The sequence below is a fragment of the Acetobacter estunensis genome (genome assembly GCF_011516945.1).
Lineage (GTDB): Bacteria > Pseudomonadota > Alphaproteobacteria > Acetobacterales > Acetobacteraceae > Acetobacter > Acetobacter estunensis.
In genome coordinates this window covers 18,455-42,516 of record NZ_WOTH01000022.1, presented here as the reverse complement: position 1 = coordinate 42,516, position 24,062 = coordinate 18,455, and the positions used below count along the sequence as shown (strand labels likewise).

At 59.9% G+C, this 24,062-nt stretch carries 24 protein-coding genes and 1 pseudogene; 15 read left to right on the top strand and 10 right to left on the bottom strand.

What is annotated here, in order from left to right; all coding sequences use genetic code 11:
- Nucleotides 1–435, top strand: a pseudogene (locus tag GOB87_RS10870) (MFS transporter); the annotation flags it as partial.
- Here the strand turns inward: GOB87_RS10870 and GOB87_RS10865 are convergent.
- From GOB87_RS10865 to GOB87_RS16575, 4 genes are all read right to left on the bottom strand, one after another.
- Nucleotides 435–1,192, bottom strand: a protein-coding gene (locus GOB87_RS10865; protein ID WP_099046885.1) for an IS5 family transposase whose coding sequence is annotated in 2 segments (ribosomal slippage) — nucleotides 435–871 and nucleotides 871–1,192 — 759 coding nt in all. Because the reading frame shifts where the segments join, the coding sequence is not laid out codon by codon here. The pseudogene GOB87_RS10870 and the gene GOB87_RS10865 sit on opposite strands and share 1 nt — an antisense overlap.
- A gap of 355 nt (nucleotides 1,193–1,547) precedes the next feature.
- Nucleotides 1,548–5,210, bottom strand: a complete 3,663-nt coding sequence (gene mobF / locus GOB87_RS10855) for a MobF family relaxase (RefSeq protein WP_035367558.1) — start codon at nucleotides 5,208–5,210, stop codon at nucleotides 1,548–1,550.
- A complete protein-coding gene (locus GOB87_RS10850; RefSeq protein ID WP_035367557.1) occupies nucleotides 5,210–5,530 on the bottom strand; it encodes a hypothetical protein in 321 nt (106 codons plus the stop codon). Before GOB87_RS10850 ends, mobF begins: the two co-directional genes overlap by 1 nt.
- A gap of 454 nt (nucleotides 5,531–5,984) precedes the next feature.
- Entirely contained in the window at nucleotides 5,985–6,299 is a 315-nt protein-coding gene (locus GOB87_RS16575; protein WP_194303322.1) for a hypothetical protein, read from the bottom strand.
- A gap of 144 nt (nucleotides 6,300–6,443) precedes the next feature.
- Here GOB87_RS16575 and GOB87_RS10840 point away from each other — a divergent pair, with 144 nt between their 5' ends.
- Genes GOB87_RS10840 through GOB87_RS10830 form a run of 3 tightly spaced genes read left to right on the top strand, consistent with a single transcriptional unit; the run spans nucleotide 6,444 to nucleotide 8,262 of the window.
- Nucleotides 6,444–7,343, top strand: a complete 900-nt coding sequence (locus GOB87_RS10840) for a P-loop NTPase family protein (protein ID WP_166316428.1) — start codon at nucleotides 6,444–6,446, stop codon at nucleotides 7,341–7,343.
- Nucleotides 7,331–7,990, top strand: coding sequence for a hypothetical protein (locus GOB87_RS10835; protein ID WP_007284571.1), 660 nt, complete (start codon nucleotides 7,331–7,333; stop codon nucleotides 7,988–7,990). The genes GOB87_RS10840 and GOB87_RS10835 overlap by 13 nt, the downstream gene beginning before the upstream one ends.
- Before the next feature lie 35 nt (nucleotides 7,991–8,025).
- Entirely contained in the window at nucleotides 8,026–8,262 is a 237-nt protein-coding gene (locus GOB87_RS10830) for a hypothetical protein (protein WP_228120920.1), read from the top strand.
- On the opposite strand, the gene GOB87_RS10825 is transcribed toward GOB87_RS10830, so the two are convergent.
- Both GOB87_RS10825 and GOB87_RS10820 read right to left on the bottom strand, forming a co-directional pair.
- Nucleotides 8,227–8,703, bottom strand: coding sequence for a DUF2726 domain-containing protein (locus GOB87_RS10825; RefSeq protein ID WP_338421435.1), 477 nt, complete (start codon nucleotides 8,701–8,703; stop codon nucleotides 8,227–8,229). The two genes, GOB87_RS10830 and GOB87_RS10825, sit on opposite strands and share 36 nt — an antisense overlap.
- The gene (locus tag GOB87_RS10820; RefSeq protein WP_029605691.1) at nucleotides 8,693–11,668 is read right to left on the bottom strand and encodes a Tn3 family transposase; all 2,976 of its coding nucleotides are present in this window, start codon (nucleotides 11,666–11,668) and stop codon (nucleotides 8,693–8,695) included. Before GOB87_RS10820 ends, GOB87_RS10825 begins: the two co-directional genes overlap by 11 nt.
- Nucleotides 11,669–11,732: 64 nt before the next feature.
- On the opposite strand from GOB87_RS10820, the gene GOB87_RS10815 reads away from it, so the two are divergent.
- The gene (locus GOB87_RS10815; RefSeq protein ID WP_231869367.1) at nucleotides 11,733–12,392 is read left to right on the top strand and encodes a recombinase family protein; all 660 of its coding nucleotides are present in this window, start codon (nucleotides 11,733–11,735) and stop codon (nucleotides 12,390–12,392) included.
- A complete protein-coding gene (locus GOB87_RS10810; RefSeq protein WP_081500012.1) occupies nucleotides 12,389–13,168 on the top strand; it encodes a helix-turn-helix domain-containing protein in 780 nt (259 codons plus the stop codon). Before GOB87_RS10815 ends, GOB87_RS10810 begins: the two co-directional genes overlap by 4 nt.
- 101 nt (nucleotides 13,169–13,269) lie before the next feature.
- On the opposite strand, the gene GOB87_RS10805 is transcribed toward GOB87_RS10810, so the two are convergent.
- The gene (locus GOB87_RS10805) at nucleotides 13,270–13,542 is read right to left on the bottom strand and encodes a uracil-DNA glycosylase family protein (RefSeq protein ID WP_166316425.1); all 273 of its coding nucleotides are present in this window, start codon (nucleotides 13,540–13,542) and stop codon (nucleotides 13,270–13,272) included.
- 631 nt (nucleotides 13,543–14,173) lie between these two features.
- Here GOB87_RS10805 and GOB87_RS10800 point away from each other — a divergent pair.
- From GOB87_RS10800 to GOB87_RS10760, 9 genes are all read left to right on the top strand, one after another.
- Nucleotides 14,174–14,737, top strand: coding sequence for a DsrE family protein (locus GOB87_RS10800; protein WP_010516204.1), 564 nt, complete (start codon nucleotides 14,174–14,176; stop codon nucleotides 14,735–14,737).
- A gap of 55 nt (nucleotides 14,738–14,792) precedes the next feature.
- Nucleotides 14,793–15,788 (top strand): substrate-binding domain-containing protein, encoded by a 996-nt coding sequence (locus GOB87_RS10795; RefSeq protein ID WP_010516202.1) that lies wholly within the window; start codon nucleotides 14,793–14,795, stop codon nucleotides 15,786–15,788.
- A 39-nt stretch (nucleotides 15,789–15,827) separates the two neighbouring features.
- Nucleotides 15,828–16,598 (top strand): substrate-binding domain-containing protein, encoded by a 771-nt coding sequence (locus GOB87_RS10790; protein ID WP_010516201.1) that lies wholly within the window; start codon nucleotides 15,828–15,830, stop codon nucleotides 16,596–16,598.
- Complete coding sequence (locus tag GOB87_RS10785) at nucleotides 16,582–17,262, top strand: c-type cytochrome (protein ID WP_198133931.1); 681 nt, start codon at nucleotides 16,582–16,584, stop codon at nucleotides 17,260–17,262. Before GOB87_RS10790 ends, GOB87_RS10785 begins: the two co-directional genes overlap by 17 nt.
- Nucleotides 17,259–18,242, top strand: a complete 984-nt coding sequence (locus GOB87_RS10780; protein WP_010516197.1) for a c-type cytochrome — start codon at nucleotides 17,259–17,261, stop codon at nucleotides 18,240–18,242. Before GOB87_RS10785 ends, GOB87_RS10780 begins: the two co-directional genes overlap by 4 nt.
- Nucleotides 18,239–19,669, top strand: a complete 1,431-nt coding sequence (locus GOB87_RS10775) for a cbb3-type cytochrome c oxidase subunit I (RefSeq protein ID WP_010516195.1) — start codon at nucleotides 18,239–18,241, stop codon at nucleotides 19,667–19,669. Before GOB87_RS10780 ends, GOB87_RS10775 begins: the two co-directional genes overlap by 4 nt.
- Nucleotides 19,666–20,928 carry a cbb3-type cytochrome c oxidase subunit II gene (locus GOB87_RS10770; protein ID WP_010516192.1) on the top strand — a complete coding sequence of 421 codons (1,263 nt, stop codon included), beginning with the start codon at nucleotides 19,666–19,668 and terminating at the stop codon, nucleotides 20,926–20,928. Before GOB87_RS10775 ends, GOB87_RS10770 begins: the two co-directional genes overlap by 4 nt.
- 41 nt (nucleotides 20,929–20,969) lie before the next feature.
- Entirely contained in the window at nucleotides 20,970–21,161 is a 192-nt protein-coding gene (locus tag GOB87_RS10765) for a hypothetical protein (RefSeq protein ID WP_010516191.1), read from the top strand.
- Between the two features lie 187 nt (nucleotides 21,162–21,348).
- Nucleotides 21,349–21,798 (top strand): DUF4019 domain-containing protein, encoded by a 450-nt coding sequence (locus GOB87_RS10760; protein WP_166316422.1) that lies wholly within the window; start codon nucleotides 21,349–21,351, stop codon nucleotides 21,796–21,798.
- 341 nt (nucleotides 21,799–22,139) lie between these two features.
- Here GOB87_RS10760 and GOB87_RS10755 read toward each other — a convergent pair whose 3' ends face one another.
- From GOB87_RS10755 to GOB87_RS10745, 3 genes are all read right to left on the bottom strand, one after another.
- Nucleotides 22,140–23,207: a Fic/DOC family protein gene (locus tag GOB87_RS10755; RefSeq protein WP_166316419.1), complete on the bottom strand. Its 1,068-nt coding sequence runs from the start codon at nucleotides 23,205–23,207 to the stop codon at nucleotides 22,140–22,142.
- Between the two features lie 12 nt (nucleotides 23,208–23,219).
- The gene (locus GOB87_RS10750; RefSeq protein ID WP_035367548.1) at nucleotides 23,220–23,429 is read right to left on the bottom strand and encodes an antitoxin VbhA family protein; all 210 of its coding nucleotides are present in this window, start codon (nucleotides 23,427–23,429) and stop codon (nucleotides 23,220–23,222) included.
- A gap of 207 nt (nucleotides 23,430–23,636) precedes the next feature.
- Nucleotides 23,637–24,056 carry a single-stranded DNA-binding protein gene (locus GOB87_RS10745; RefSeq protein WP_035367547.1) on the bottom strand — a complete coding sequence of 140 codons (420 nt, stop codon included), beginning with the start codon at nucleotides 24,054–24,056 and terminating at the stop codon, nucleotides 23,637–23,639.
- Between the last annotated feature and the right edge of the window lie 6 nt (nucleotides 24,057–24,062).

Sequence of the window (24,062 nt, the reverse complement as noted above, 5' to 3'; positions counted from 1 at the left end):
TTGCCGCAATCGCAAGAGCCCGCCCGACTTCCGGCGGGTATTTGGAAAATCGTCAGTGTCGCGGCGATCGGGTCTTTCATGTCGCAACTGGATGCGACGATCGTGAATGTCTCGCTACCGGATCTCGTCACGACACTGCACGCACCATTTTCGGTCATCCAATGGGTAGTGAGCGGCTATCTGCTGGCACTGGCCCTGACACTGCCGTTGAGTGGCTGGCTTGTTGGCCGTATCGGCGGCAGGGCGGTTTATCTGGGGTGTTTCGGTGCTTTTACGATTACTTCAGGTCTCTGTGCCCTGGCATGGTCTGCTTCGTCACTCATCATATTCCGCCTCTTACAAGGGATGGCGGGGGGATTGCTTGCACCGATGGCGCAGATGATGGTTGCCCGCGCAGCGGGCAGCCATTTGCCAAAAGTGGCTAGGCTCAGGACTCATAGCCAGAACAAGACGGTTGCGGCGAGGCAGACTGCGGAGAAGAAGACGGTCGGGCATCTGTCATAGCGTGTTGCGACCCGTCTCCAGTCCTTGAGCCTGCCGAACATGATCTCGATACGGTTGCGTCTTTTGTATTTCCGTTTGTCGTATTTGACCGGTTTTGCGCGAGATTTTCGACCAGGAATACAGGGTTTGATCCCTTTCTCCTCCAGGGCCTCTCTGAACCAGTCAGCGTCGTAGCCCCGGTCTGCCAGCATCCATTCGGCTGATGGGAGACTGTCCAGAAGGGCAGCGGCACCAGTATAATCACTGATCTGACCTGCTGTCATGAAGAAGTTGAGCGGACGTCCGTTCCGGTCAGTGACAGCATGCAGCTTCGTATTCATCCCGCCTTTGGTCCGCCCGATCAAACGGCCTGGGCCCCCTTTTTTAACCGCAGGCTCGAAGCCGTGCGATGGGCCTTGAGATAGGTCGCATCAATCATGATTGTCTGAGGCTCTGCCTTGCCAGTAGCCAATCCCTCCATCATGCGGATGAAGATCCCCATAGCACTCCAGCGCTTCCAGCGGTTGTAGAGCGTCTTGTGTGGACCGTATTCCCGGGGGGCATCACGCCAGCGCAGACCATTTCTGTTCACGAAAATGATCCCACTCAACACACGACGGTCATCAACGCGAGGTTTGCCATGGCTCTTCGGGAAAAAGGGCCGCAGACGATCCATCTGTTCCTCGGTCAGCCAATACAGGTCACTCATCTTCAGTCTCCTCACAGAGGCTGAATCAGATTTCCGCAATCAAATCAATGGGTCCTGAGCCTAGGCTTTAATATTTAGCGTAATGCGGCAATACGCCTGCGAGGCAGTTTGGTCCAGATTGTCAGTAGCGTGTCACTTCTGCTGTTGGGCGTCCGCCACATTTTGTACATTTGAGGCGGTCGATGACCTTATAAATCCGAGTAGTTATTGGAATGCCACGGGCAGCAGCAAACTGTCCGAGAGGTTCAATAATGAAATGACCGCAGCCACAATGAATGCGGAAGATACAGTCTTTCCGGTAATGGATCGTGTCAATCGGCTTGGGACGCTCATAATTTGCAGACATGACCCTACCTTATAGGCGCGCACTACGCCGCTTTTTTTGCTTTTCCTGTGCCTTGGCATCGGTTTTGCGCGCGAGAATGGTTCTGACCTTCGCTTTCAAGGCTTCCGTCATTTCACGCAACCGATCCATCATACCCTTTCGGTTCTTCATGGCTTCAGCCGTGTTTTTAAGGCCCTCGGATGCCTGGTGTTCGTGGCGGCGGGTTGAGAAACGGCCTGCCAAGGTAGCACGTTGTTTGCCCTCTCCTTCCCGCACTTCCAGACCCTGTTTTGTCTGCTGCATGGCGCGTACGGTGCCACGCCGGATATTCTCTGCTCGTTCCAAAAGGGCGTGTGCTGTCTCTTTTTCCGGCTGCCGCTCGAAGTTCCGGATGATATTTTTCTGGACATCGGTTGCGGTAATTGTGCGCTGATCCCCGAGAGGCCGTCTGCCGGCAATCTCGCTCCGTTCAGCGCCATCCGATGTGACGATAAAGGTCTGCTCCCGGTGTCGGCTGGACGAAGTGTAAGCACCGAACGCCGTGACATTTCGTGACCCGGCCGGAATAGCAAAAATATGCTCGGTGACGGTGACTCCCTGGCTGGTATTGGTGGTCATCGCGTCCCCATAGGATAGCAGAAACCGACCGGTTTCCTTATCCTTGAGGGAGTCCCATTTCACCAGCCCATTCCGGCCATTGGCCCCTCGCAGAACCAGCCCCTCTTCGCGTATGTCGCGGACTTCAACCACAGTGCCGTTGCGGCCGAGATTTCCGCCCGAATTGGTGTCGAGGAAGCGGGCATTCGTCCGCTGGAACAGGCGAACCTTGTCGCCGCGTGCCAGAGGCAGGTCATAAGAGGTATTTTCTCCGGTAGCCTGTGCCTTGATGGTAATCAGATCCGCGCCGATTTCCCCAAGCTCACGCCGGCGATCGCGGATCGCGCGGCTAATGTTGTGGGCGTCAGCATTCGTCGGGGTGGAGATCGAAAGGGTGTATTTGTCGCGCTCGGCATTCTCCGTGCGGCGTTGCTCCCAGAGATCGACCACGGCCTTGATGGCTTCCTCGTAGCCTCCCGGTGCGACATGCAGGGTTCCATTTTCCGCCTTCCGCTTGACGGCTTCCTCGGTTTGCCCGTTGCGAAACATGAGGGTGGTTTCGCGCTCTTCCTGCTGAATCTGGCGCGTGGATGTCCCCAAGAGGGGTATGTTTTCCTTGCCCAGCCCTCGTTGCAGTAATTCGATAACCGCGCCGGCCTCAACGGACTGCATCTGTTTCGGGTCACCGATCATCACCAACTTGAAGCCGATGTCCTCTCGCTTCCTGAGGATGTCATTGAGCTGGCGTGTGCCCAAGAGGCTGAGTTCGTCAACGACGACGACGGATTTCTTGGTGAGTTTGAGCTTGCCGCTATCGATCCGGCGCAGGAAGGATTCCAGAGCGCGGGTCTTGGCGACTTCCATACCCGTAGCAGACAGATCGTCGGACTGTCGCCAGGCCAAGGCAATGCCGTGAACGTCCCGACCCTGCTGCTTCCACGCGGTTACGAGCGGCTTCAGGAGTGTGGTTTTTCCTGAACCAGCAACGCCGATTCCGACAACGACCTGACCGCCCTTCCCTAGATCTTCCATCATCGCGCGTTGGGCCTGCCCGTGCGCGTTCTCGAAACTGAGTTCGGGATGGGCCTTCACGGCTTGGTCAATCTGCTTGTCCGTGAGTGCGCCTCTGCGATCCTTCGCGGCCGCGCGCGTCATGCGGATCAGGTCGTGCTCTTCGCTTTCGTGAAGGGCGGTCGTGATTCCGACCCGCTCTCTGCCTTCCGGGTCTTTGACTTCTCCCCAGATCAGGGAGGTTTGCCGTCCATGCTGGCGGACGCCGCGGTTGCGCATGGCTGCGGTCACGGCGTTGATGTCGGCCGCTGTGTCGATCCCCGCTGCGATCAATCCTTTGGCGGCGGCGATCCGGGCATCAGAACCATCAAGAGATGCGCGCTGCTGAAGCTGCTTGTCAAAGACATGCTGCGCGGCTTCATAGGCGTGTTCCAGGCGCTCGGCCCGTTCGCGTTCGGGTGCGATTTCATCGGGCCGGAGAACACTCCGGTGCTTGTATCCGATCTCTGCGGCTGTGTGCTGCCATGAGGCCATGTCGGTAAGATCGTCCGACTTCGCGCCGCGTGGATCTTGCACCCCCTGCTTGATAAGACCGATTTTGCGCTTGGCATCGAGGGTATCCCAATCAAGACCCTGCCCTGCCGCATAGGCGCGCGCGGCGGCCGTTCCTGAAAGCGTGCGGCGGCTGAACTGTTCACAGACACTCTCGGGAATGGCCGCAACCCTGCCCATTTCCGTGCGCTCGTCCAGCACCATATCGACCCCCTGCTTGCGCAGGTTCGTCGCTAGGTGGGCCTGATAGACCGCTCCCCACTCCTTGACCTTGCCGTTAAGCTGATCGAGCCACAGACCGCCCATGCGGCCCTCGTCGGTCAGTGCCGCGTTCAGAATGGCAGTATGCGTGTGGAGCTGCATATCTCCTGGCACCCGGCCCCCTCCCTGACGGAGCGTATGCAGCTCGGTAAAGACCTCGCCCTGGTCATCTGTCCGGATGATCTCAACGGTCGGCCGTGCCGTATAATGATCGAAGGACACCCAGCCGATGGATGCGGGGTCCCAGCCATCTTTTCCGGCGTCGCCTTTCCGCGCTCGTCCAATCACCTTTTCCACTTCCTGCATGGTCGAGGCGATCGCGTCGTGATGTGCCTGAAGGATGATTCCGCGCTCGGCTTCCGTCGGGGCGAATGCCCATGCAACGGAAACCGATTTGGGGGCGGAAAAGGTGAAATCCACATACCCGATCCGGGCGCGACTGGTGTCCATGCGCTCGTGATATTCGGACACACTCAACTCCTGCCCGTCGGCCATACGCCCGGACAGGATGTTTTCGCGTTGGTCATTGGTCAGGCTGGCCGCATCGGCACCAAGGACGGCCGTAAAACGCCGTACAGCCCGTTCGGCTTTCTTGGTAGGTATCTCGCCGCCAGAAACCGTCTTGCCCGCCAGAACGGCTTCCAGTTCGGTTCTCGTGGGCAATCGGCTTTCATCCATCTCGAAGATTTTGCCGATTGCTTCCGTGGCCGATCTTTTCGTCTTCCCCGGAATATCCTGTCCGTCTGCTCGCTGCCCGTTCAGAAGGTGAGCGACCTCGGCGGGTGTCAGGCCCTTCGTGGGGTCGACCCCAAGTCGCGCGGCCAGTTCGGGATTCATGTCCCGGCGTGGGACGGCTGTCGCACTGCTGTAGTCGCGTGCGGCGCTGGCATTGCGGATCTCGCTATCAAGTGCGTCGGCAGTGAAGGGCACGGCGCGTTGCTGCAACAATTCCTCGGCTTTGGCCCGGTCGATCAGATTGGCCGCCACGAAGGTTCCGGCTGCGCGGACTGCCAGCACGTCGTCCGAATCGGACGTGGCTTCTCGCAGGCGGTCGATTTCCATTGCCAGCGTGTCGGCCAGGTCATCCATCCCGCTCGTGGTGCCAGCATAGCGGGTGGCAGCGGCCTCGGCCGGGGTCGGGGGTCTTACACCCTGCGCGTAGTACTCCGCCATCACGGCCATCTCGGGCGGAAGGGTCTGCTGAAGCAGGTGCTCACTCATGGCCTTGGCGGCGGACGTGGCCCCGGCCGCGCCTGTCCGATAGGTCAGCATCAGGGTGCCGGGGTGTCAGGCGCCTCGTGACCGGAAGCGACAAGCTGAGACGCCATATCGTTCATGCTTTCGGCCATCGTGTTGACGGCCTGGGTGTTCTCGCTCACGGCGGCTGTCAGGTTGGTGAGGGCCTGCGCAACCGGAGAATCACCCGGCTCGTCTCTGGCGGCTGCCAGCACTTCGGTCAACATTTCGGTCTGCGCCTGAAGCGTGTCGAGCATCATCCCGAGGACGGTCTGAATGGCCGAGAGCTGCTTGCCGTGCTCTTCCAGCGTATCGGAAACATGGGCGAGATAGGCCCCGTCGGTGTCTTTCGCCATGAGGGTTCGGGCTCCTTATTCCCGGCATTATCACGAAAACGTGAGCAATGAATCGGAAGGCGATGCGCCGGAATCAGTGCCCTCTTTTCGCACCTTTTCACCCCATGCGTCTAGCATGACTTGGTCTGTAGAAAAAAAGCCACTCACCCTTCACCTTCCTACCTCTCACGGAAGGATACGATAGAGGACACGAAAGAGGCCACGTCTCAGGACACAAAAGAGGATACGGCAGAGGCTACAAAAGAGGGCACGCTAGAGGCTACGGAATAAAAAAATAAGGTGACGGACGGGAAGAAAAATGCAATTTTTCTCAAGCCATGAAAAACGCCAACAGACAGACCATCCGTGGAGTTCCGAGCAAACGTCCTCGCACTGAAGAGGAATTGCAGGAGGCTGCGGATCGGTTCAGCCAGGACTGGACCCCACAGGATCAAGTGATGCCGTGGATACGCGCTCATGAGCCGGAGCTTAGTGCGATGGTGAGTGCGGGCTGGTCTTGGGATGATGTCGGCCGGGCGATGGCTCGTGCGCGCATCACGTATAAAACCGCGGTGCCCATGAAGGGGTCGATCTTGCGCGCGAAAGCGTACAAGGCGCGAAAGGACAGGTCAGAGGCGACGACAGTTCGAGCGGTTCCCGCGAGAACGCCAGTTGTCCCGGGAGGCGTGAAACCGGCTCCTGCTGCCTCGTCCATCAGCCCATCAGCGGACCCCTCGCCAGCGTGGTTGGAACAGGCCCCGGAAAGGATGGAAGGCGAACCGGAGTTCAAGCCGATCTCGCTGCGAACCCCTTTACCCCCGACAGCCGAACCAAAGGCGGTAAAAACGCAAACGGCTCCTGAGCGGCCGAAACGCTCAAGAGCCGATGCTTTAGCAATGCTAACTAATCGTCCTGTAAAGACTGAGGAATCATAATGAGCGACACGAAATCAGGCAACAAAAACCCTGCGCCTGCTGCCAAGAAGCCGGTCCAGCCTGCGAAGTTCGATCTGAACCAGACGCTCGCGCAGGAACCCGTCTTTGACGTGAAACCCTTCACGCCGCGTAAGGTCGAAGAAGCCGAGCCGATGATTGCCGAGGGTATGGACCTGAGCGGCAAGACGAAAATCGTCTTCGTCAACGGACGCGGCAAGACCGGCAAGACCACATTCCTACGTTGGGCGGCCGAACGTGCGCTGCTGGGCAACCGGCCGATCCTTATGGCGGACCTGGACCCGACCAATGCGTCGTTCTCGTCGTATTTTCAGGACGTGGCGCGACCGAACACGGACGATCCCGCAGGCGTTGCGCAGTGGATGCAGCGGTTCATCGAATACGCTGTCGAGAACCAGACGACAGCGGTTCTCGATCTTGGCGGCGGCGATACCACACTGCGCGAGACGGCAGCCGAAATGCCGGGTTTCGCGTCAGCGATTGCCGAGGCCGGTGCGGTCCCCGTCCTGATCTCGCTGGTCGGATCGCAGGTCGATGATCTGGCCCCGATCGCGACGCTGCGTGAGCGTGGTTTTTCACCGGACGCGCGGGCAATCGTGTTCAACGAGACCTCCAAGGAAATCGGTCATACCCGCGACCAGTCGTTCGGTCGTCTGCTGACAAGCGCCGTGGTCGTGGATGAAGTCACGGACGGCGCGGTTCCGCTGTGGATGCCCCGGCTCAATGCGGCGGCAGCCGTCGAAAGCCGCCGGAGCTTGTTCAGCGCCGCACGCGACGGCCTGACCACGCCTCCCCTCGGGATGTTCGACCGCTCGAAGGTCCGGACATGGCTCGAAGCGATGGACCGCCGGTTTGCTGGGATCACGTCATGGCTTCCGTAAGCCAGGACGAACCGGCAGACGATTTTGAAGGCGCGATCGCCAGCGCGAGACAGGATCTACAGTTGGCGATTGCCAAGGCGCACCTGACGGATGATCCGTTGGGTGTTGCCCTGCACGCGATGTCCGAGACGCTGGGTGCTCAGGCCGCGCTCTACAAGGCGACGTTCAACAAGTATCGCGACATCAGCGCGGACCTCGATCGCGCGCGAAGCGATGCGGTCGAAGCTGGACGGCTGGAACTTGAAGGCCAGAAAGCCGGAATCGTTCAAGAACTGGCTCCCCAACTCCTGAAGCTGACTGCTTCGCAGGTGAAGGTTCAGGAACGCACGGTCAAGCTCAAGACGCTGCTCATGGCGGGCGGCATTGCCGGAGTGCTTGCCATCACGGCGGCCTGTGTCGGATACGGCACGGGCTGGAAAAACGGCAGGACGAACGGTCTTTACGACAAGGGTGCGCTGTTCGCGGCGCTACAGGAGCATGGCCCGGGCGCGGAGACGGCCCTGATTGAACTGGTCCGGAATAACGACATTCCGGCTGTCCTATCAGCCTGCCGTGCTCATGCTTTCGATCAGGGCGGGCGACAGGCCTGTGCTGCGCCGCTCTGGCTTGAGCCGCCTCGGCCTCCTGCTGCACAGGACAACAAATAAGGTCAGGGACACGTCATCATAAGGGAGGGCAGACTATGCGGAGAATGTCACTCAATCCGGGCCTGCGGCTTGCGCTTCGCCCGTTTGCCTCCCTTCTGGCTTTTGTCGTCGGCCTTCCGGCCGCCATATTGGCGGTGCTCTGCTTCATTCATGGTTCATCGCTGCTCTGGTCGGCTGGAATCCTCATCGCGTACAAGACATTCATCGCGGGCGGAGTGTGTGCGGCGCTGGCTGCCTTAGCGCGCTGGCCGCGCAAGTACCTGACGCGCTGACGGACCGGGCACGAAGTGCCCGGAAACGTCGAGCGACATCGATGGCGTAAAGCGTTGCAACGGAATGTTGAGGGCTTCCATCAGGTCGTTGACGAAGCGGTCGCGGTCCTGCCGCTGTCGCTGCTGGTGGCTTCTGTCATCGAGTTCGATGGCAAGGACCGGCCGCCCCGTCGCCAGTTCGATCACCACGAAATCAAGACTTTTACCGGCCACCCGATTCAACGCCTCGGGAAAGCGGCGTGGATCGACCACGATGCTTACCAACTCCGCAAGCCGCACCTGCGGGCAAACATAGTGTCCGGCTGGAATCTGCGACCGAAAGGCAAGAAGGGCACGGCGCTCCCAATCCGATAGAAGGGCTTTAGGCTGATAGAGGCCATCGTGTGGATGGTACGCTAAACAACGTTTGGCATGAACAATAAAGGAACGATCAGGCGGCACGAGCCTGTTTCGACAGATTGAGCGTCTTGCGGCCCGCAGAAGCTGCGGCTTTGTCCCAGAGGAAGTCTCCGGAAAAGGCGATGTGCTCCCATCCCACCGGGGAAGTATGCGCCAGCAGGTCCTCCGGGACGACCGCCGATGTTGAGCGCAGATGTGTGACGGCGGTTTGCAGATAGACTGTATTCCAGTAGACGATCGCCGCGATGACGAGATTGAGGCCCGACGCCCGGTATTGCTGGGCTTCATGGCTGCGGTCGATGATCCGTCCCTGGCGGAAGGTATGGATTGCCTGGGTCAGCACATGCCGCTGCTCGCTGTTGTTGAGCCCTGCCTGACATCTTTGCCGCAGATCAGGGGTTTCGAGCCAGTCGAGCATGAACAGAGTGCGCTCGATCTTGCCGATTTCCTGGAGTGCGACGTCGAGCCGATTCTGGCGCTCATAGGCAGCAAGCTTGCGCAACATCCTGGAGGGCGCGACATGCCCGGCCTTGATTGATCCGACAAGCCGCAGCACGTCCTCCCATTGTTCCCGAATGATGTCGGTGCGGATGGTTTTGCCAAGCAGCGGGCTGATGGAGGGATAGGAACTGGCCGGTGCGATGGACGCCAGGCGTCTATCCGGAAAGTCGCGCAGGCGTGGGCAAAAGCGAAAACCCAACAGGGCGCAGAGCGCGAAGACATGGTCGGTGGCACCACCCGTGTCGGTATAATGCTCGGTGATTTTAAGCCCCGTTCCATGATTGGTCAGGCCGTCGAGCACGTATGGCGCTTCGTGTGTCGCAGCCGAGATGACCTTCACATGGTATGGGGCGCGCTGATCAGACACATGCGTGTAAAAGCTGAACCCATGGTCGACGCCATAGCGGGCATTGACGTCTCCGCCTGAGGCACCGCGCTTGGCCCCGCGAAAGAACTGTCCATCGGAGCTTGAACTCGAACCCTCACCCCAGATGCGGGAAAATGGCAGACGATGGTGAGAGTCGATGAGGATAGCCAGCGCCTTGCGGTAATTTTCGTCGCGGACGTAAGCGTCGTGGGTCCAGAAGAGCTGATCACGGGTAACGCCGTGACTCGCGGCAGCCATGCGTGACAGCCCCAGATTGGTAGCGTCCGCCAGAATGGCAGCAAGCAACGCGTTCTCGTGGGGGCAGGCTTCGCCCGTGCGCAGGTTGGTAAAGGCGTTCAAAAAACCGGTGGCCTGCGCCACCTCGTGCAGCAGCTCCGTGATGCGGATTGGCGGCATCAGGGCGTTGAGCTGTTGCGCCAGGTCTTCCGCCTTGGGAGGCGTTGTTGCGCGTATCGGCGATATCTGGAGGTGCCCGTCTCGGAATCGTACGCCTTGCAAAGCGTCGCGTTTCAGGCTTTGCGCAAACTTCTTCAGGCGTTTATCCAATTCGCGAGCGCGCTGATCCAGCCATTCATCCGCCGACAGGGGAAGGTCAAGTTCGGCAATGAACGGTTTTGCCTGCTCCGTACTGAGCATGTAGCTGTCGAAGCGACGATAATTGGCCGACCGCTCGATCCACACATCACCGGAACGCAGCTTGTTGCGCAAATGCGCGAGCGTCGCGATTTCCCACAGACGCCGGTTGGGCTTGTCATCCTGATCGATAACGATCTTCTGCCATTCCTTGCGAAACGGCATCGGTGCGTCGCCAGGTAAATCGCGTTTGCCTGCTCTGTTGAGGTTCCGCAACAACGTGATCGCAGCCAGGGTCTTGGCGCCTCCTCTTCCTGCCTGGAATTCCAGCGTTTCCAGCAGATCGGGCGCGAATTTTCGAAGGGTAATATAACGCTCCGCAGCGGCTGTCAGAGGATCGAGGTCGGCAGTCCTGGCGATCGCCCCAACCTCTGACCTTGCTTTCAACAGGGTCGCCCATCCGACCGTGGCATCCAGAGTTTCCATGGGATCTCTGCCGTCGCTGGCCGCCTCGGCCAAGGCATCGATGGTCGCCTGAAACAGGCGCATCAGGCGTGCGACGTTCTTCGACGTTGCCGAAAAGCTGCGGGCCTTTGTGTTCCGTGCCCGGGTAAAGATGCTGCCGACCAGCTTGTCAGCCATGTCCAGGGCGCTGTCCGTCAGACGTTCCTCGGCATCGATCAGGAAAGCGACGAGCGTGGCGTAACGGCGTGATGGCGTGTAGCGCTCGATCATCGAGGCCGGAGATATCCGGCCTTCCCGGACGTATTGGTGAAAGCGGTCGATGTGAATGCGCTTGGCGACGACGGGATCAATCCCGATCTGTCGAACCTGTCTCAACAATTCCAGAATGCGCTTGATGTGATCCGGCTTGACGGCAACCGGTATGGTCTTGAGCGAGGCAAGTTGGCTGATGCTCCCTTCAGGCGTTGTGGCGAAAAGCCGATCCAGCGCCGTGACCTGATCGCCTGTGAGGCCCTGCGTTAACGCCTGCGCGGTCTTCCGTCGGGCCCGCGCCCGTCCCGCAATGCTGGCGCGTTCGATGGTTGAAATCGAAGGGAGTGCGATTTTGGCATGGCGTAGCGCGTCCATCACGGCCCGGACGATTACGATGCCGCTGTCCGTGGCCCAGGCTGCGTTTGCCGCAGCCTCGATCATGAACGGGATATCGACTCTCTGGGGCGCGCGCAGGCCAAGGATCGTCATCAGATCGCGGGCATGATCGGTCATCGTCTGCTCCCGCGCGGCGTAATCGGCGAGGTCGCTGCCGGAAAGCTCAAGTTGGTCTGCCACGAAGGCGACCAACGCGGATGGCGTCGATCCGACGTCCTGCACAAACTGAGCCAGTGTTGTTCCCGGGTGCCTGAGTAACGCCAGTTGCACGGCAACGCCCATCTGGGTGCGTCGCCTGCGCCGGGAACCGATGATATCCAGATCCGATGGCTCGAAAGTGTAAAGGCGGACCAGACTGTCCCGGTCTGTCGGGATGGCGAGCATCTGATCCCGTTCCTGGGCTGTCAGCAGGTGATGTTTGAGCCTGGTCACGCTGTCATTCCGTCCACAAAAGGTCAGTCTCGGCTATGGACAGCGGAGAGTAAAGAGACGCATTATGTGGACGGATATTGTCGATCCGGAATGGTCATTCACTCAGTGTCCACAGAACGGTCGTTTGGGAGACGGTGCCATGGGCGGCATTCTGGGATACGCGCGTGTCAGTACCGGTGATCAGGATGTGGCCGGGCAGCGTATGCGATTGGAAGAAGCCGGTACGATCCGTGTGTTCACCGATGTGATGTCGGGCAAGAGCATGGAGCGACCAGGACTGGACGAGCTGCTGGAATACGCACGCAAGGGCGATACGCTTGCGGTTGTGCGGCTCGACCGCCTCGGTCGTTCACTGGGAGAGTTGCTGACAACGGTGACCATGCTCCGCTCACGCGGAATAGCGTTGCTCAGCCTGGAGGAGAAAATCGACACTTCCTCCGCAGCCGGAGAGCTGATCTTCCACGTCTTCGGCGCCATTGCGCATTTTGAGCGGCGACTGATCTCAGAACGTACACGCGACGGGATTGCAGCGGCGAGAGCAAAGGGCAGGCTGCCGGGGCGGCAGCCGCTCGACAACGACAAGATCAGCGCGGCGCTAAAACTTATCGCGGCGAGCGTGTCGCCGACTGAAGCGGCGCGTCAGCTCGGGATCGGGCGATCGACTGTCTATCGCGAGATGAAGCGTCTTGGCGTCGCGCGGCCGACACCATCGGCTGTATCATGACAACAGACGATCAAGTGGTTCTCAGCGCGCGCGAGAAAGAAGCTCTACGTCTGCTTCTGGTCGGCCATGACGCGAAATCCATCGCCAATACGCTTGGTCTGTCGGTGCACACAATAAATGACCGCCTACGCGATGCGCGGCGCAAGCTGGGCGTTTCGAGCAGCCGTGAAGCTGCCCGACGTCTCGCCGAGATGGATGGGGGCACCCCCAATAATGTCGGCCCCAAAGAAATTGGGGGTGCCGAAGCAACTTCTTCGGTGGATAGAGCCAAAGAGCCAGCACCGCCGCGATCGTCGGGGCATCGCCTGGCGTGGCTTACCGGAGGAATGCTTATCATGTCTCTTATCATTGCGGCCGCAGCGCTTTTGACCATCAGCGGGCAGGACGACGCCCGGGTTTCCGCCCAGAATATTTCGACAAGCATTGCCCGTCCTGCCGAAACAAAGGCATCGGCCGATGCCCGCAAATGGGTCGAATTGCTTGATGAAGGGCAGTGGGATGCAAGCTGGCAAGCCGCAGGCACACTGTTCAAGGCAAAGATCACCCCGGCGCAGTGGGCCACTACGATCCAGTCTGTACGACAACCGTTGGGACGCCCGTCATCACGCACTTTCCAAAGCGTGATGCAGACAAAAACGCTGCCGGGCGCGCCAGCGGGTGACTATCAGATCATTCAGTTCCAGACGCGTTTCGCTAACAAACCCAACGCGGTTGAAACCGTCGTACTTTCTCGTGAACAGCCATATTGGCGCGTTAGCGGATATTTCATCCGCTAACTTCCGTGCTGCTTGCCGTTGTTCAACAAAGAAACAGCGACTTGCCCTCAGACAAGATCACGCTACCCAGACGTTCTTCTACTGTTCATGCTAAACGTTGTTTAGCGTACTTTCCACACGATGGCCTCAATGTCTGCCCGGCGAACCGAGCTGACCGGATGATCGTCCGGCGGAAGCCAGGGGATCAGGTTCCAAAGCACCGTCATCTTGCGCGGCACGTTGGCCTCCAGCAAAAACCGTTTGAGATTCTGCTGAGCCGGACCAGGATTGTCCCGAGACACAAACCGCGGTCGCATCGGATGCCGAGCGGGCCGTTCAAGGAGAACGAGCATGGAGGCATGGACGCCGCCGTCGAGGGGGTCAAAGTAAGGCAAGGATTCTCCTGGCCGGGACTGTGCCTCCACGTAACGCGTCAACGATGAAATATGGGCGGCGTGGAGCCCAAGCACCCTCGCGTTCACGGCCTTGGAGTCGTCTAACCGGCGCGTTCTGGCCCCGAGTTTACCCAAATGCTTTTTCTCTTATTGACAGTGCCCGGTGCGTCGCGCCAAACAGCGCGATCGCGCTAGCAAAAAGGCGTAACCGATAGATGGCGAGAATCACCAGCAGGATATAGGTGCCTATAGTGTTTCTGGGCCTGATTATAGGCTGGCCTACCCACGTCGACAATTCCGCGTTCGGCCGCCTAAGCGGTGCGCTCCATGGCGAATAAGCGGGTGGCGTAGTTGCGCATCATATCTCCCGAATGCGTCATCGGTATGCCGCAAATAGCCGTTCGAGCAACACTACGCCAAGTAGGTCTTTGCTACAAAAGCGCCGGCTGGGAAATGAAGGCGTGCCTGGCGACCTTAATGAGGTTGTCAGCCGCAATTATCGCGCAAAAGAGAATAAGCGATGAACGTCATTCATATCAAAATGATATGGCACTACGCAGTAACTTGCATTTCAGATTAGTTGCATTTCAGATTGGGGCATCCTACTCACCCACCAACAGGATTATCGACCATGCGCCGTTTTGCCAAGATCTTCGTCCTTGTCAATCTCGCACTTGCCGCCTCCACTGCGTTTGCCCAGCATAACTTTTCAGACCCAGGTTTCTGGACCACGCCGACCATCCAGAGTTACGGCAAGATGCACATGCTGCCCAACGCGGCCTACAAGCCCGAAAAAGATGCGACCTACAAGATCGTGTTTTCGCTGACCAAGGGCTCAAAGACGCCGGCCGACGTGAATCCGTCGCTGGATCACGTGGCCCGCACCGTCAATCTGTATGTCGCATCAGGCGTGCCGGTTTCGCACCTGAAATTTGTGGCCATTGCTTATGGCGAAGCGACGTCGCTGGCCCTGAGTGACGAAGCGTATCGGGCCAAGTTCGGCAGTGCCAATCCCAACCTGCCGTTGATTGCCTCGCTGCGCAAGGCTGGCGTGGATGTGGCGGTCTGTGGCCAGGCCGTCGCAGAGCATCAGTTCACTTACGCAGATGTGGACAAGTCGGTCACCACCGCGCTGTCCGGGCTGACCACGATTACCACGCTGGAGCACGAGGGTTACGACCTGATGCCGATGTAAGGATCGGTCCGCCATTTCCTTGTCCAATTCGAATGCGTTTCTTTGGAGATACATCATGTTGAAACAGTCGACTCTGGCTGCCGGTCTGTTGTGCGCACTGTTTACCTCGCTCGCCAGTCCATCCATGGCGCAGGACGCTTCTTCGCAACGTTTCAACGAGGCGTTGTCGCCGCCCTGGCAGAACGGCGCCAACGACGACGCCACGGATCGCGGCTTCGACTTTACCGTGCCTGATGCGGACAATCTCGCCGATTTCCACGGTGACCCGGTTAACCCCAAACTTGCGCTGTACGTCGGTGGCAACTATTTTTTTGCGATGGCGCCGCTAGTGCAGGCGTTCGAAAAACTGCATCCCGAGTTCAAGGGCCGTATCTACTGGGAGACCATTCCCCCCGGTTTGCTGATGAAACAGCTGAAGGCCGGCGGCACGGTTACTGTCGGTAACATGACCTGGACGGTCAAGCCGGATGTCTATCTGGCAGGTCTGAAGAAGGTTCAGCAGTTTGTCGCCGACGGCACGCTCGACGCGCCGGCTGTGCCCTACGTCACCAACACGCTCACCATCATGGTTGCAAAGGGCAACCCCGAGCACATTACCAAGCTGGCTGATCTGGCCAAGCCTAATATCAAGCTGGCCATGCCGAACCCGGAGTTCGAGGGCATTTCTCGCCAGATCACCGATGCGCTGACCAAGGCGGGCGGTCCATCGCTGGCAACCATGGTCTACGAAACGAAGCGGAAGGACGGCAGTACCGTGCTGACGCACATCCACCATCGTCAGACGCCGCTGTGGATCATGCAGGGAAGGGCCGAAGCCGGCGTGACCTGGCAATCGGAAGCGATATTCCAGGAGCAGGCCGGGCATCCCATTTCGCACGTGGATATTCCGGCATCAGAAAACAGCACGGCGATCTACGGCGGTGCGGTGGTGAAAGACGCGGCGCATAAGGAAGCCGGCCGTGAGTGGCTGCAGTTTGTCCGCTCACCCGAAGGGCTGGCCATCTTCGAACGCTATGGCTTCAAGGCCTACGCGGGCGGCGGCAAAAAATAATTCGGGTGTTGACGCTGCATTAACGTAGGGGTACACGGCATGATCAAACGGGCCATCGCTGCAGTCTTCTGTTTCGCTGTATCACTGGGCAGCGCCCATGCGGCGGAAGTCATCCACATCTATGGCCCGGGTGGTCCGGCGCCTGCCATGAAAGCCGCTGCCAAAGCCTATGGCGATGCGCACGGCGTGGAGGTCATCGTCACGGCTGGCCCCACCGACGCCTGGGCCGACGATTTCAAAAAGGATGGCGACCTGATCTACAGCGGCTCGGAAGCGATGATGAGTGACTTCGTCACGCAGTTCGGTGGCGCGATGCTCGACGGGACCATCGAATCACTGTATCTGCGACCAGCGGCTATTCTGGTTCGTCCCGGCAACCCGCGGCATGTCGGTGGCTTCACTGACCTGCTCAAGCCGGGTATGCGCGTCATGGTGGTCAACGGTGCCGGTCAGGTCGGCATGTGGGAAGACATCGCCGGACGTGACGGCGACATCCGCACGTTGCAGGCGTTGCGTCACAACATTGTTTTCTACGCGCCGAACAGCGCCAAAGCGAAGGCGCGCTGGACGCAGGATGCGAGCGTAGATGCGTGGATCATCTATGCAATCTGGGCCAAGGCCAATCCGGGCATTGCCGACGTCGTACCGCTGGATGCCGACCACGCCATTTACCGCGACTGCGGCGTAGCGCTGACGGCCAAGGGCCAGAAGGATGCGGCGACCACCGGTTTCGTGGCGTTTCTGAAAAGCCCCGAAGGATATAAAATCTTTGCCCGCTATGGCTGGAGCGATCATGCGCCTGCCCATTGAACTGCGCGCCTGCCTGCTGATTCTCGTCCTTCTGATGACTAGCAGCGTCGCGGCGGCTAACATGACTCAGGGCGCGCAAATTGCAAATGCTGGCAACGGCCATGGCGCTCCGCCCTGTGCGAGCTGCCACGGCGTTATGGGCGAAGGCAACGCGGTGGCAGGCTTCCCCCGGCTAGTCGGTTTGCCGCCTGAGTACTTGCAGAACCAGCTGACCGATTTCGCCAGCGGACAGCGGCAAAACGCCATGATGACGCCTATCGCCAAAGCTCTGTCGGCCGACGAGATGGCATCACTGGCAGCGTATTACACGCAATTGCCGGTTCCGACCAAGGTCACGCCGCTTGCTTCCGGGACTGCAGGTAATACTGCTTCCAGCATAGGCGAGCAGCTGGCTAACCGCGGGCGCTGGTCCGATGGCGTGCCCGCTTGCAGCTCGTGCCATGGTCAGGGCGGCGTGGGCGTGGGCGCGAACTTCCCAGCACTCGCCGGGCAGTCATCGTTGTATCTGGTGAACCAGCTACAGGCGTGGCGCAAGGGTACACGCGATGCCGGTCCGCTGGGCCTGATGGGCGGCATCGCGAAAAAACTGTCCGATGCCGAAGTCCAGGCCGTGGCCGATTACTTCAGTGAGCAGACACCTGCCACACCCGGGGAAAAGCCATGAAAACCTCTTACGTTATCGCCGCCGTTGTCGGTGTACTGGCTATCGCCGGTGGCACCATTTTCATTTCGGGTTACCACGAGGCCGACGAACCAAAGCCGGTCGCGGTCGTCGTTGCCAAACCGGCGGCGCCGAAGCCCGAGAAGAAGCCCTTTGCGCCGCCTTCGGAGGCATCCATGCCAAAGGACGATTTCGGCAAGATGGTGAGCCTGGGCGAACAGATTTTCGAGCACCCGAAAGAGAACGCGCCCGAGTTTGTCGGCAATCAGCTGCACTGCAGCAGCTGTCACCTGGACGCTGGCCGTAAGGCCGGCGCGGCGCCGATGTGGGCCGCGTACGTGGCGTATCCTGCTTACCGAGCCAAGAATGGTCACGTCAATACATTCGAAGAACGCCTGCAGGGCTGCTTCAAGTTCAGCATGAACGGGAAGGCGCCGCCGTTGGGTGACAAGACACTCGTGGCATTGGAGACCTACGCCTACTGGCTGGCGAAAGGCGCGCCGGTGGATGACAAGCTTCCCGGCCGTGGCTATCCGAAACTCGACAAACCTCCGCTGCCTGCCGACTACGCCCGCGGGCAGACCGTCTACGAGGCCAAATGCGCGCTTTGCCATGCCAAGGACGGAGGCGGTCAGATCGCCGCCGATGGCAGCATGGCATTTCCTGCCCTGTGGGGGCCAGGGTCGTTCAACTGGGGCGCCGGCATGGGCAGCATCAAGAACGCAGCAGCCTTCATCAAGGCGAACATGCCGCTCAGTCGCGGTAACACCCTCTCTGATCAGGACGCCTGGGACGTGGCGACCTATATGAATAGTCAGGATCGTCCACAGGATCCGCGCTATCTGGGAACCGTGGAGGCAACCCGCGCCAAGTTTCATGATTCGGCCAGTTCGATGTACGGCAAGACGGTCAACGGTCATGTGCTCGGCAGCGCATCGGTGCCATCCGGCGGTACGACCATGAAAGGCGCGCCCAATCCATGAGCAGTGTGGCGATAGATACACACGGCGACAGCGAACTCGATCTGCCGATCACCGGGACGTTGGCCGGCACCGAACACGGGCTGCTGCGTGCGCATGGGCTTGCGGCCCTGACTACGCTGATCCTGTCAGCGGTCTTCGGCACCGTCGTCGCGATCAAGTTCGTGCTGCCGAATTTTCTTGGTAGCGAACCGTGGGCGACCTGGGGTCTGCTGCGTTACAACCATACGCAGGGCATCATGTTCGGCTGGCTGGGTAACGCGTTTCTGGCTTTTCTGTATTTCGCCACGCCGCGATTGTCGGGACGTGCGGTGACCAGCCGAGGCCTGGGCTGGACGCTGTTCGTGCTGTGGAATTTCGGCATGGTGCTGCCGGGCTGGGCGCTAGTCGAGGCGAACCTGCCGCACTGGCTCTTGGCGATCAAACCACTGGAATGGACCGAGTTTCCGCTGCTCATCAATGCGATGACGGAACTGTGCCTGGTGTTGCTCGGGGTCCAGTTTCTTTGGCCGATCGTGCGCGGGCCTGAGCGCGATCGACTGTACATTTCGGCGTGGTATGCGCTGGGTGGCGGCGTGTTTACCCTGCTGTCGTTTCCGATGGGCAGCCTGATTCCCGAGTTCACTCCCGGCGCCGTGGGAGCGGCGTTCAGCGGCTTGTGGATCCACGACGCGGTCGGCCTGCTGGTGACGCCTTTTATCCTGTCCATGTCGTATTACGTCATCCCCGCCGTGACCGGCAAGCCGGTCTACAGCCACTTTCTGTCGATTCTCGGGTTCTGGGTGCTGTTTTTTGTCTACCCTCTCAATGGCACACATCACTACGTGTACTCGGCCATTCCGATGGATACCCAGCGCGCAGCGATTGCTGCTTCGATGCTGCTGGGCGTCGACGTCATCATGGTGGTGTTCAATCAGCTGATGTCGCTACGCGGATCCGGCGCCATGGCGATGCGCGACGTACCTCTGCGTTTTGTGACGGTGGGCGTGGTGTTTTACCTGCTGGTGAGCATCCAGGGTGCGGGACAGGCCGCAATGCCTGTGCAGCGGCTGATTCATTTCAGTGACTGGGTAATCGGCCACTCGCATCTGGCGATGCTCGGCTTTGCCAGCTTCATTGCTATCGGTGCCCTGCTGCATGCGTGGCAGCGCACGCCCGGCGCGCGCTATCACAATGGTCGTGCCAATGCCGCGTTCTGGCTGATTCTGGGTGGACTGACGCTGATGGTCGCCGACCTGACGATGGCTGGACTGGTGCAGGGCGAGCTGTGGGGCGAGCACGTGCCGTGGATGGATTCGGTGCGTGCATCGATGCCGTATTGGTGGTGGCGCGTTGTTTCGGCCGTCCCTATTCTGGCCGGCTTCGGTTTCCTGATTGCTGCCATGCTGAGCGGCCCACGTGTTACCGCCGCGGCGCGGGTGCCAGCATGAGCCTGCTGCCGCGCAAACGCTGGTTTGGCGCCGCCCAGATGATTCTTTTTGTGGCAGGCATCGGCTTCTTCGTATTGTCTGTCGTGGCGCTCGGGATCCTGCCTGGTTTACGGCTGGAGAAATCGATCCATGATCATGCGCCGTTGACGCTGGCTCCCTTCACGCCGGCCGAGGCCAGAGGCCGTATTACCTATGGCACCCAGGGCTGCGCGTACTGCCATAGCGAGCAGGTGCGCAGCACGCCCGAGGACGTGCGTCGCTGGGGACCGCCGACCACACCATGGGAAACCAAGTTCGAGTCGCCGCAGCTGTGGGGCACCCGACGAATCGGGCCCGACCTCGCGCGTGAATCCGGAGTCCGCAGCGACGACTGGCAGTTGACCCACCTCTACAATCCACGGCTCATCGTTCCGGGCTCGGTGATGCCCGGCTTTGCCTGGATGTTCAAAGGCAGCCCCAACCAGCCAACCGACGTGGCCAAGGATCTGCTGGCCTATATGAAAACCTTGGGCCGCGCACGCATGCAGGCGGGGAGCGCCGCGCACGATGCGCCCAATGAAGCCATGCCGGGCATGCAGCCTGACAGCGATGCATCGCTGGACGCGAATGGCGCACGCGCGCATTTGGCGAGTCCTGGCAGGGAACTGCCACGGACGCTTTCTCCAACAGGGGTCGCCAATCGGGGGGCAACGCTGTTCGCACAGAATTGTGCAGGCTGCCACGGTGCGCTGGGCAATGGCGCGTCGGTGGCTAGCGCATCGTTGCTGCCACACCCTACCAACCTCACCGTGTTCCGTTACAGCGAAGGCGCTTTTGCCGGCATTTTGCATGATGGAGTCGTTGGTAGCTCGATGCCGGCCTGGCGAGACCTGACCGCACAGCAGGTCGCTGACCTTGGGGCCTTCGTGTCGACACTACATGCGGCCGCAGAACCGGCAACGTCCGAGCCCGGCGGCGTCTCGCGGGGTGTAGAACTGTATGCGCAAAACTGCACGGCATGTCACGGCGTCGGCGGCGGTGGCGACGGTCCGGCATCGCTTGCGTTCAAACCGCGGCCCTACAACTTCCGGCATCTCCAGCCCGACGTGAGCGAGATTGACCGCGTACTCCGCGTGGGTGTTCCCGGAACGGCCATGCTTGCTTTTCCAACGCTCAGCGAACCGGACCGCCAAGCGCTGGCCGCTTATGTGCGCTCGCTATACGGGCAGGCAGCCGAACAGGGTTCGCTGAAAGCCGCGGCGCCAGTGAACAAGCCCTGATGGCGAATGTCACCATCGTTACCTGATCGAGGGACCGCTGCATGTTTGCCTTCATCGTCATTGCCTTGCTCGTATGTGTCCTCGCCGTGGTGCTGGTGTGGTGTCTTTCGCCGGCTTATCGCAAGCGGGTGGAAGAACCGAAGTACCGGTTTCTTGAAATGCAACGTGAATTTTTCGATCAACCCCACACGAGGCTTCCCGAGCAGTCGACAAAACCGCCAGCCGAAAAGTAGCCCTAAAGCACCCGCCTATATGTAGCGCCGGGAGGCGGCGACCCAACCATGCAGCTGTGACAAGCTGCCTTCTGCAGCCAACTTATGCTGAAGTGATCACGAGCAGCCGGCCCATTTATGCTTTCAAAACATCATAAACTGGCCAATCGGGCCAATCTATGCTTTTCAGAACAGGCTTACCGGAGGAATGCTTATCATGTCTCTTATCATTGCGGCCGCAGCGCTTTTGACCATCAGCGGGCAGGACGACGCCCGGGTTTCCGCCCAGAATATTTCGACAAGCATTGCCCGTCCTGCCGAAACAAAGGCATCGGCGGATGCCCGCAAATGGGTCGAATTGCTTGATGAAGGGCAGTGGGATGCAAGCTGGCAAGCCGCAGGCACACTGTTCAAGGCAAAGATCACCTCGGCGCAGTGGGCCACTACGATCCAGTCTGTACGACAACCGTTGGGACGCCCGTCATCACGCACCTTCCAAAGCGTGATGCAGACAAAAACGCTGCCGGGCACGCCGGCGGGTGACTATCAGATCATTCAGTTCCAGACGCGTTTCGCTAACAAACCCAACGCGGTTGAAACCGTCGTACTTTCTCGTGAACAGCCATATTGGCGCGTTAGCGAATATTTCATCCGCTAACTTCCGTGCTGCTTGCCGTTGTTCAACAAAGAAACAGCGACTTGCCCTCAGACAAGATCACGCTACCCAGACGTTCTTCTACTGTTCATGCTAAACGTTGTTTAGCGTACTTTCCACACGATGGCCTCTGATAGCGTTTGCGCAGGATAGCTTCCCGCCCTGTCTGGTTCTGCTCGGGCAGTTCCTGCACGCTCTCGGCCGGCGTGCCGGGCGAGAGCGTCGCCAGCGTTGCCTCGCCAAGCGGCCGGCGGCGGACATGCCATACGACCGCACCAATTACGCAGGAGCCGCCAATCAACCAGAGCGTTTCGGGAGAAAGAAACAGGGCGCGGTCCTTCTGGTTAGCGGAGCTTCGGGCCTCGCGGCTTGGCTGCGGGCGCGTCCGGTTCCTTCATAACGCCTGCGGGGCTGGATCGCGCGCCCTGCCCTTTCTGCACCTGGCCGGACCAGTAGCTTGCAGCGCGCTGGCTGGCGGCGGGCTTTTCCTGCGCTGTACGGTCTGCCGCAGCTGCGGAGAACCCGGATTTGACAGTCACGGTCACATCGTCGCCTGAGGCCGCCCTCTGGCGGCCGAGATCCTGCGTCGGTACGACGATGATGCCCTTGCCCGTGTTCACGCTGCTGCTGTGCGTATCTGTGGCGAGCAGTACGCCCGTGATCTGTTCGCCGGGACGCGCGGTCCGTACGTCTTGGGCCAAAGGCTCCGCACCCTGCTGTCGCAGATGCTCGAACGCTGTCCGAAGGGCAGCCACCCTTCCGCGGTCCGTCGCGTCCTCGACCAGATGACGCATGGCCGGGTTGGCAGGGTCATCAGCACCCGCGATGGAGGCGGCCAGCATTCGCGGCTTGGTGATAACGGAGAAATCGACATCATGCCCATACTTCTGTCCAAGCGTGGCGATGAAGGCTTCCTGAACCCGCCCATTTCCCTCGCGGAAAGGATGGACAAAATTAAGCTCGGACATGACGCGACCGGCCACGGCGGAAAACTGCTCGACGTTAGAGCCCTTCAGGACATCGGGATCACGGATCGGCCGGAATGCCTCGGCCAGTCCGCGATCGAGCCTCGAACCCGGCAGGAAAGTCGTGCTGCCCTTGGTCATGAATTCGATAGGCTCGACCGGCCGTCCATCCACAACGGGCCGTTCGTTGCGCGTATGTCCGGCCCATTCGTAAATCTCGCCGAAGAGGTGCTGATGAATGGCTTTCAGGTGCGCCGCATCGAAATTACCGGCCGGGCCTGAGCCCAGCCGGATGTCGATCATGCGGTCACTGGTGATCCTGTATTCGGCCCGATTGAGTGCCGCGCGCGACCGCAGGTCCAGCCGGTTGCGCAAGACATCCTGCTGATCCGGATCGTTGGAATTGGTGGGATAGGTATAACCGCGCCCCGGATCGCCGGCACTCATGGCGGCCGCGAATTAGCGACCGGCCCGGATGGCGTCGCGCATCTCGCGGCGCAGGTCTTCGAGCGAAATTACGCCCCGGATATAGCGTTCGTTCGCCTCTTCGAGAACCGGATCATGGACATATCCCTGCCGGTAGTTTGCCGCCCGGGCTTCCTCGACGGCGCGACGACGCTGCGCGGATTCGTCTGCGCTGATCGGTCTGGCGGAAAGGGTCTGTCCCATCACGCTCACTCCTGACTGGTAAGCGGTCATAATAGCCGCTTTTGCAAGCGGAACCAAGAATTTATGGGGATGGTGTCGCCGCGTGTCTGCATCTTGCGAAGCAAATATGGGAGGGTAAACCCGTCACGCGACGACACGATAGCATGTGCGCGAACAGGCCTGAAAAATCAAGCGAAGAGCCGCCCGAAGACGGCTCCCCTCCCCTGCTTATTTCCGGTCGAACGGATCTTCACCCTCCCACTGGTCGGCCGGTGGAGCATCGGCCCCCTGCCCGCGCTGCTGTACGGGACGGCCCTTGAATTCGAAATCCATCGGATCGACGTACCAGATCGTGACATCATTGGTTGCGCCCTGCGGCCGGAACGTGGCTGAACGCAGATCACCCCGGACCTCAACCTGCCGCCCCTGTGTCGCATTTTTTTCGACATACTCGGCGCGCTTTTCCTGCCGGAGATCGACGCGGACTTCGACCCATTCGGTCAGCTCGCGCCAGCCGGTTTCGGACTGCTGCGAACGAACATTCTTCGAGCACGCTACGCGGAAAACCACATATCCGCCGCCGTTACCGAACGTCTTGCGCGTCGCATCCTTGCCGACACGACCAGAGAGATTGATGGATGGGAACATGGTTGA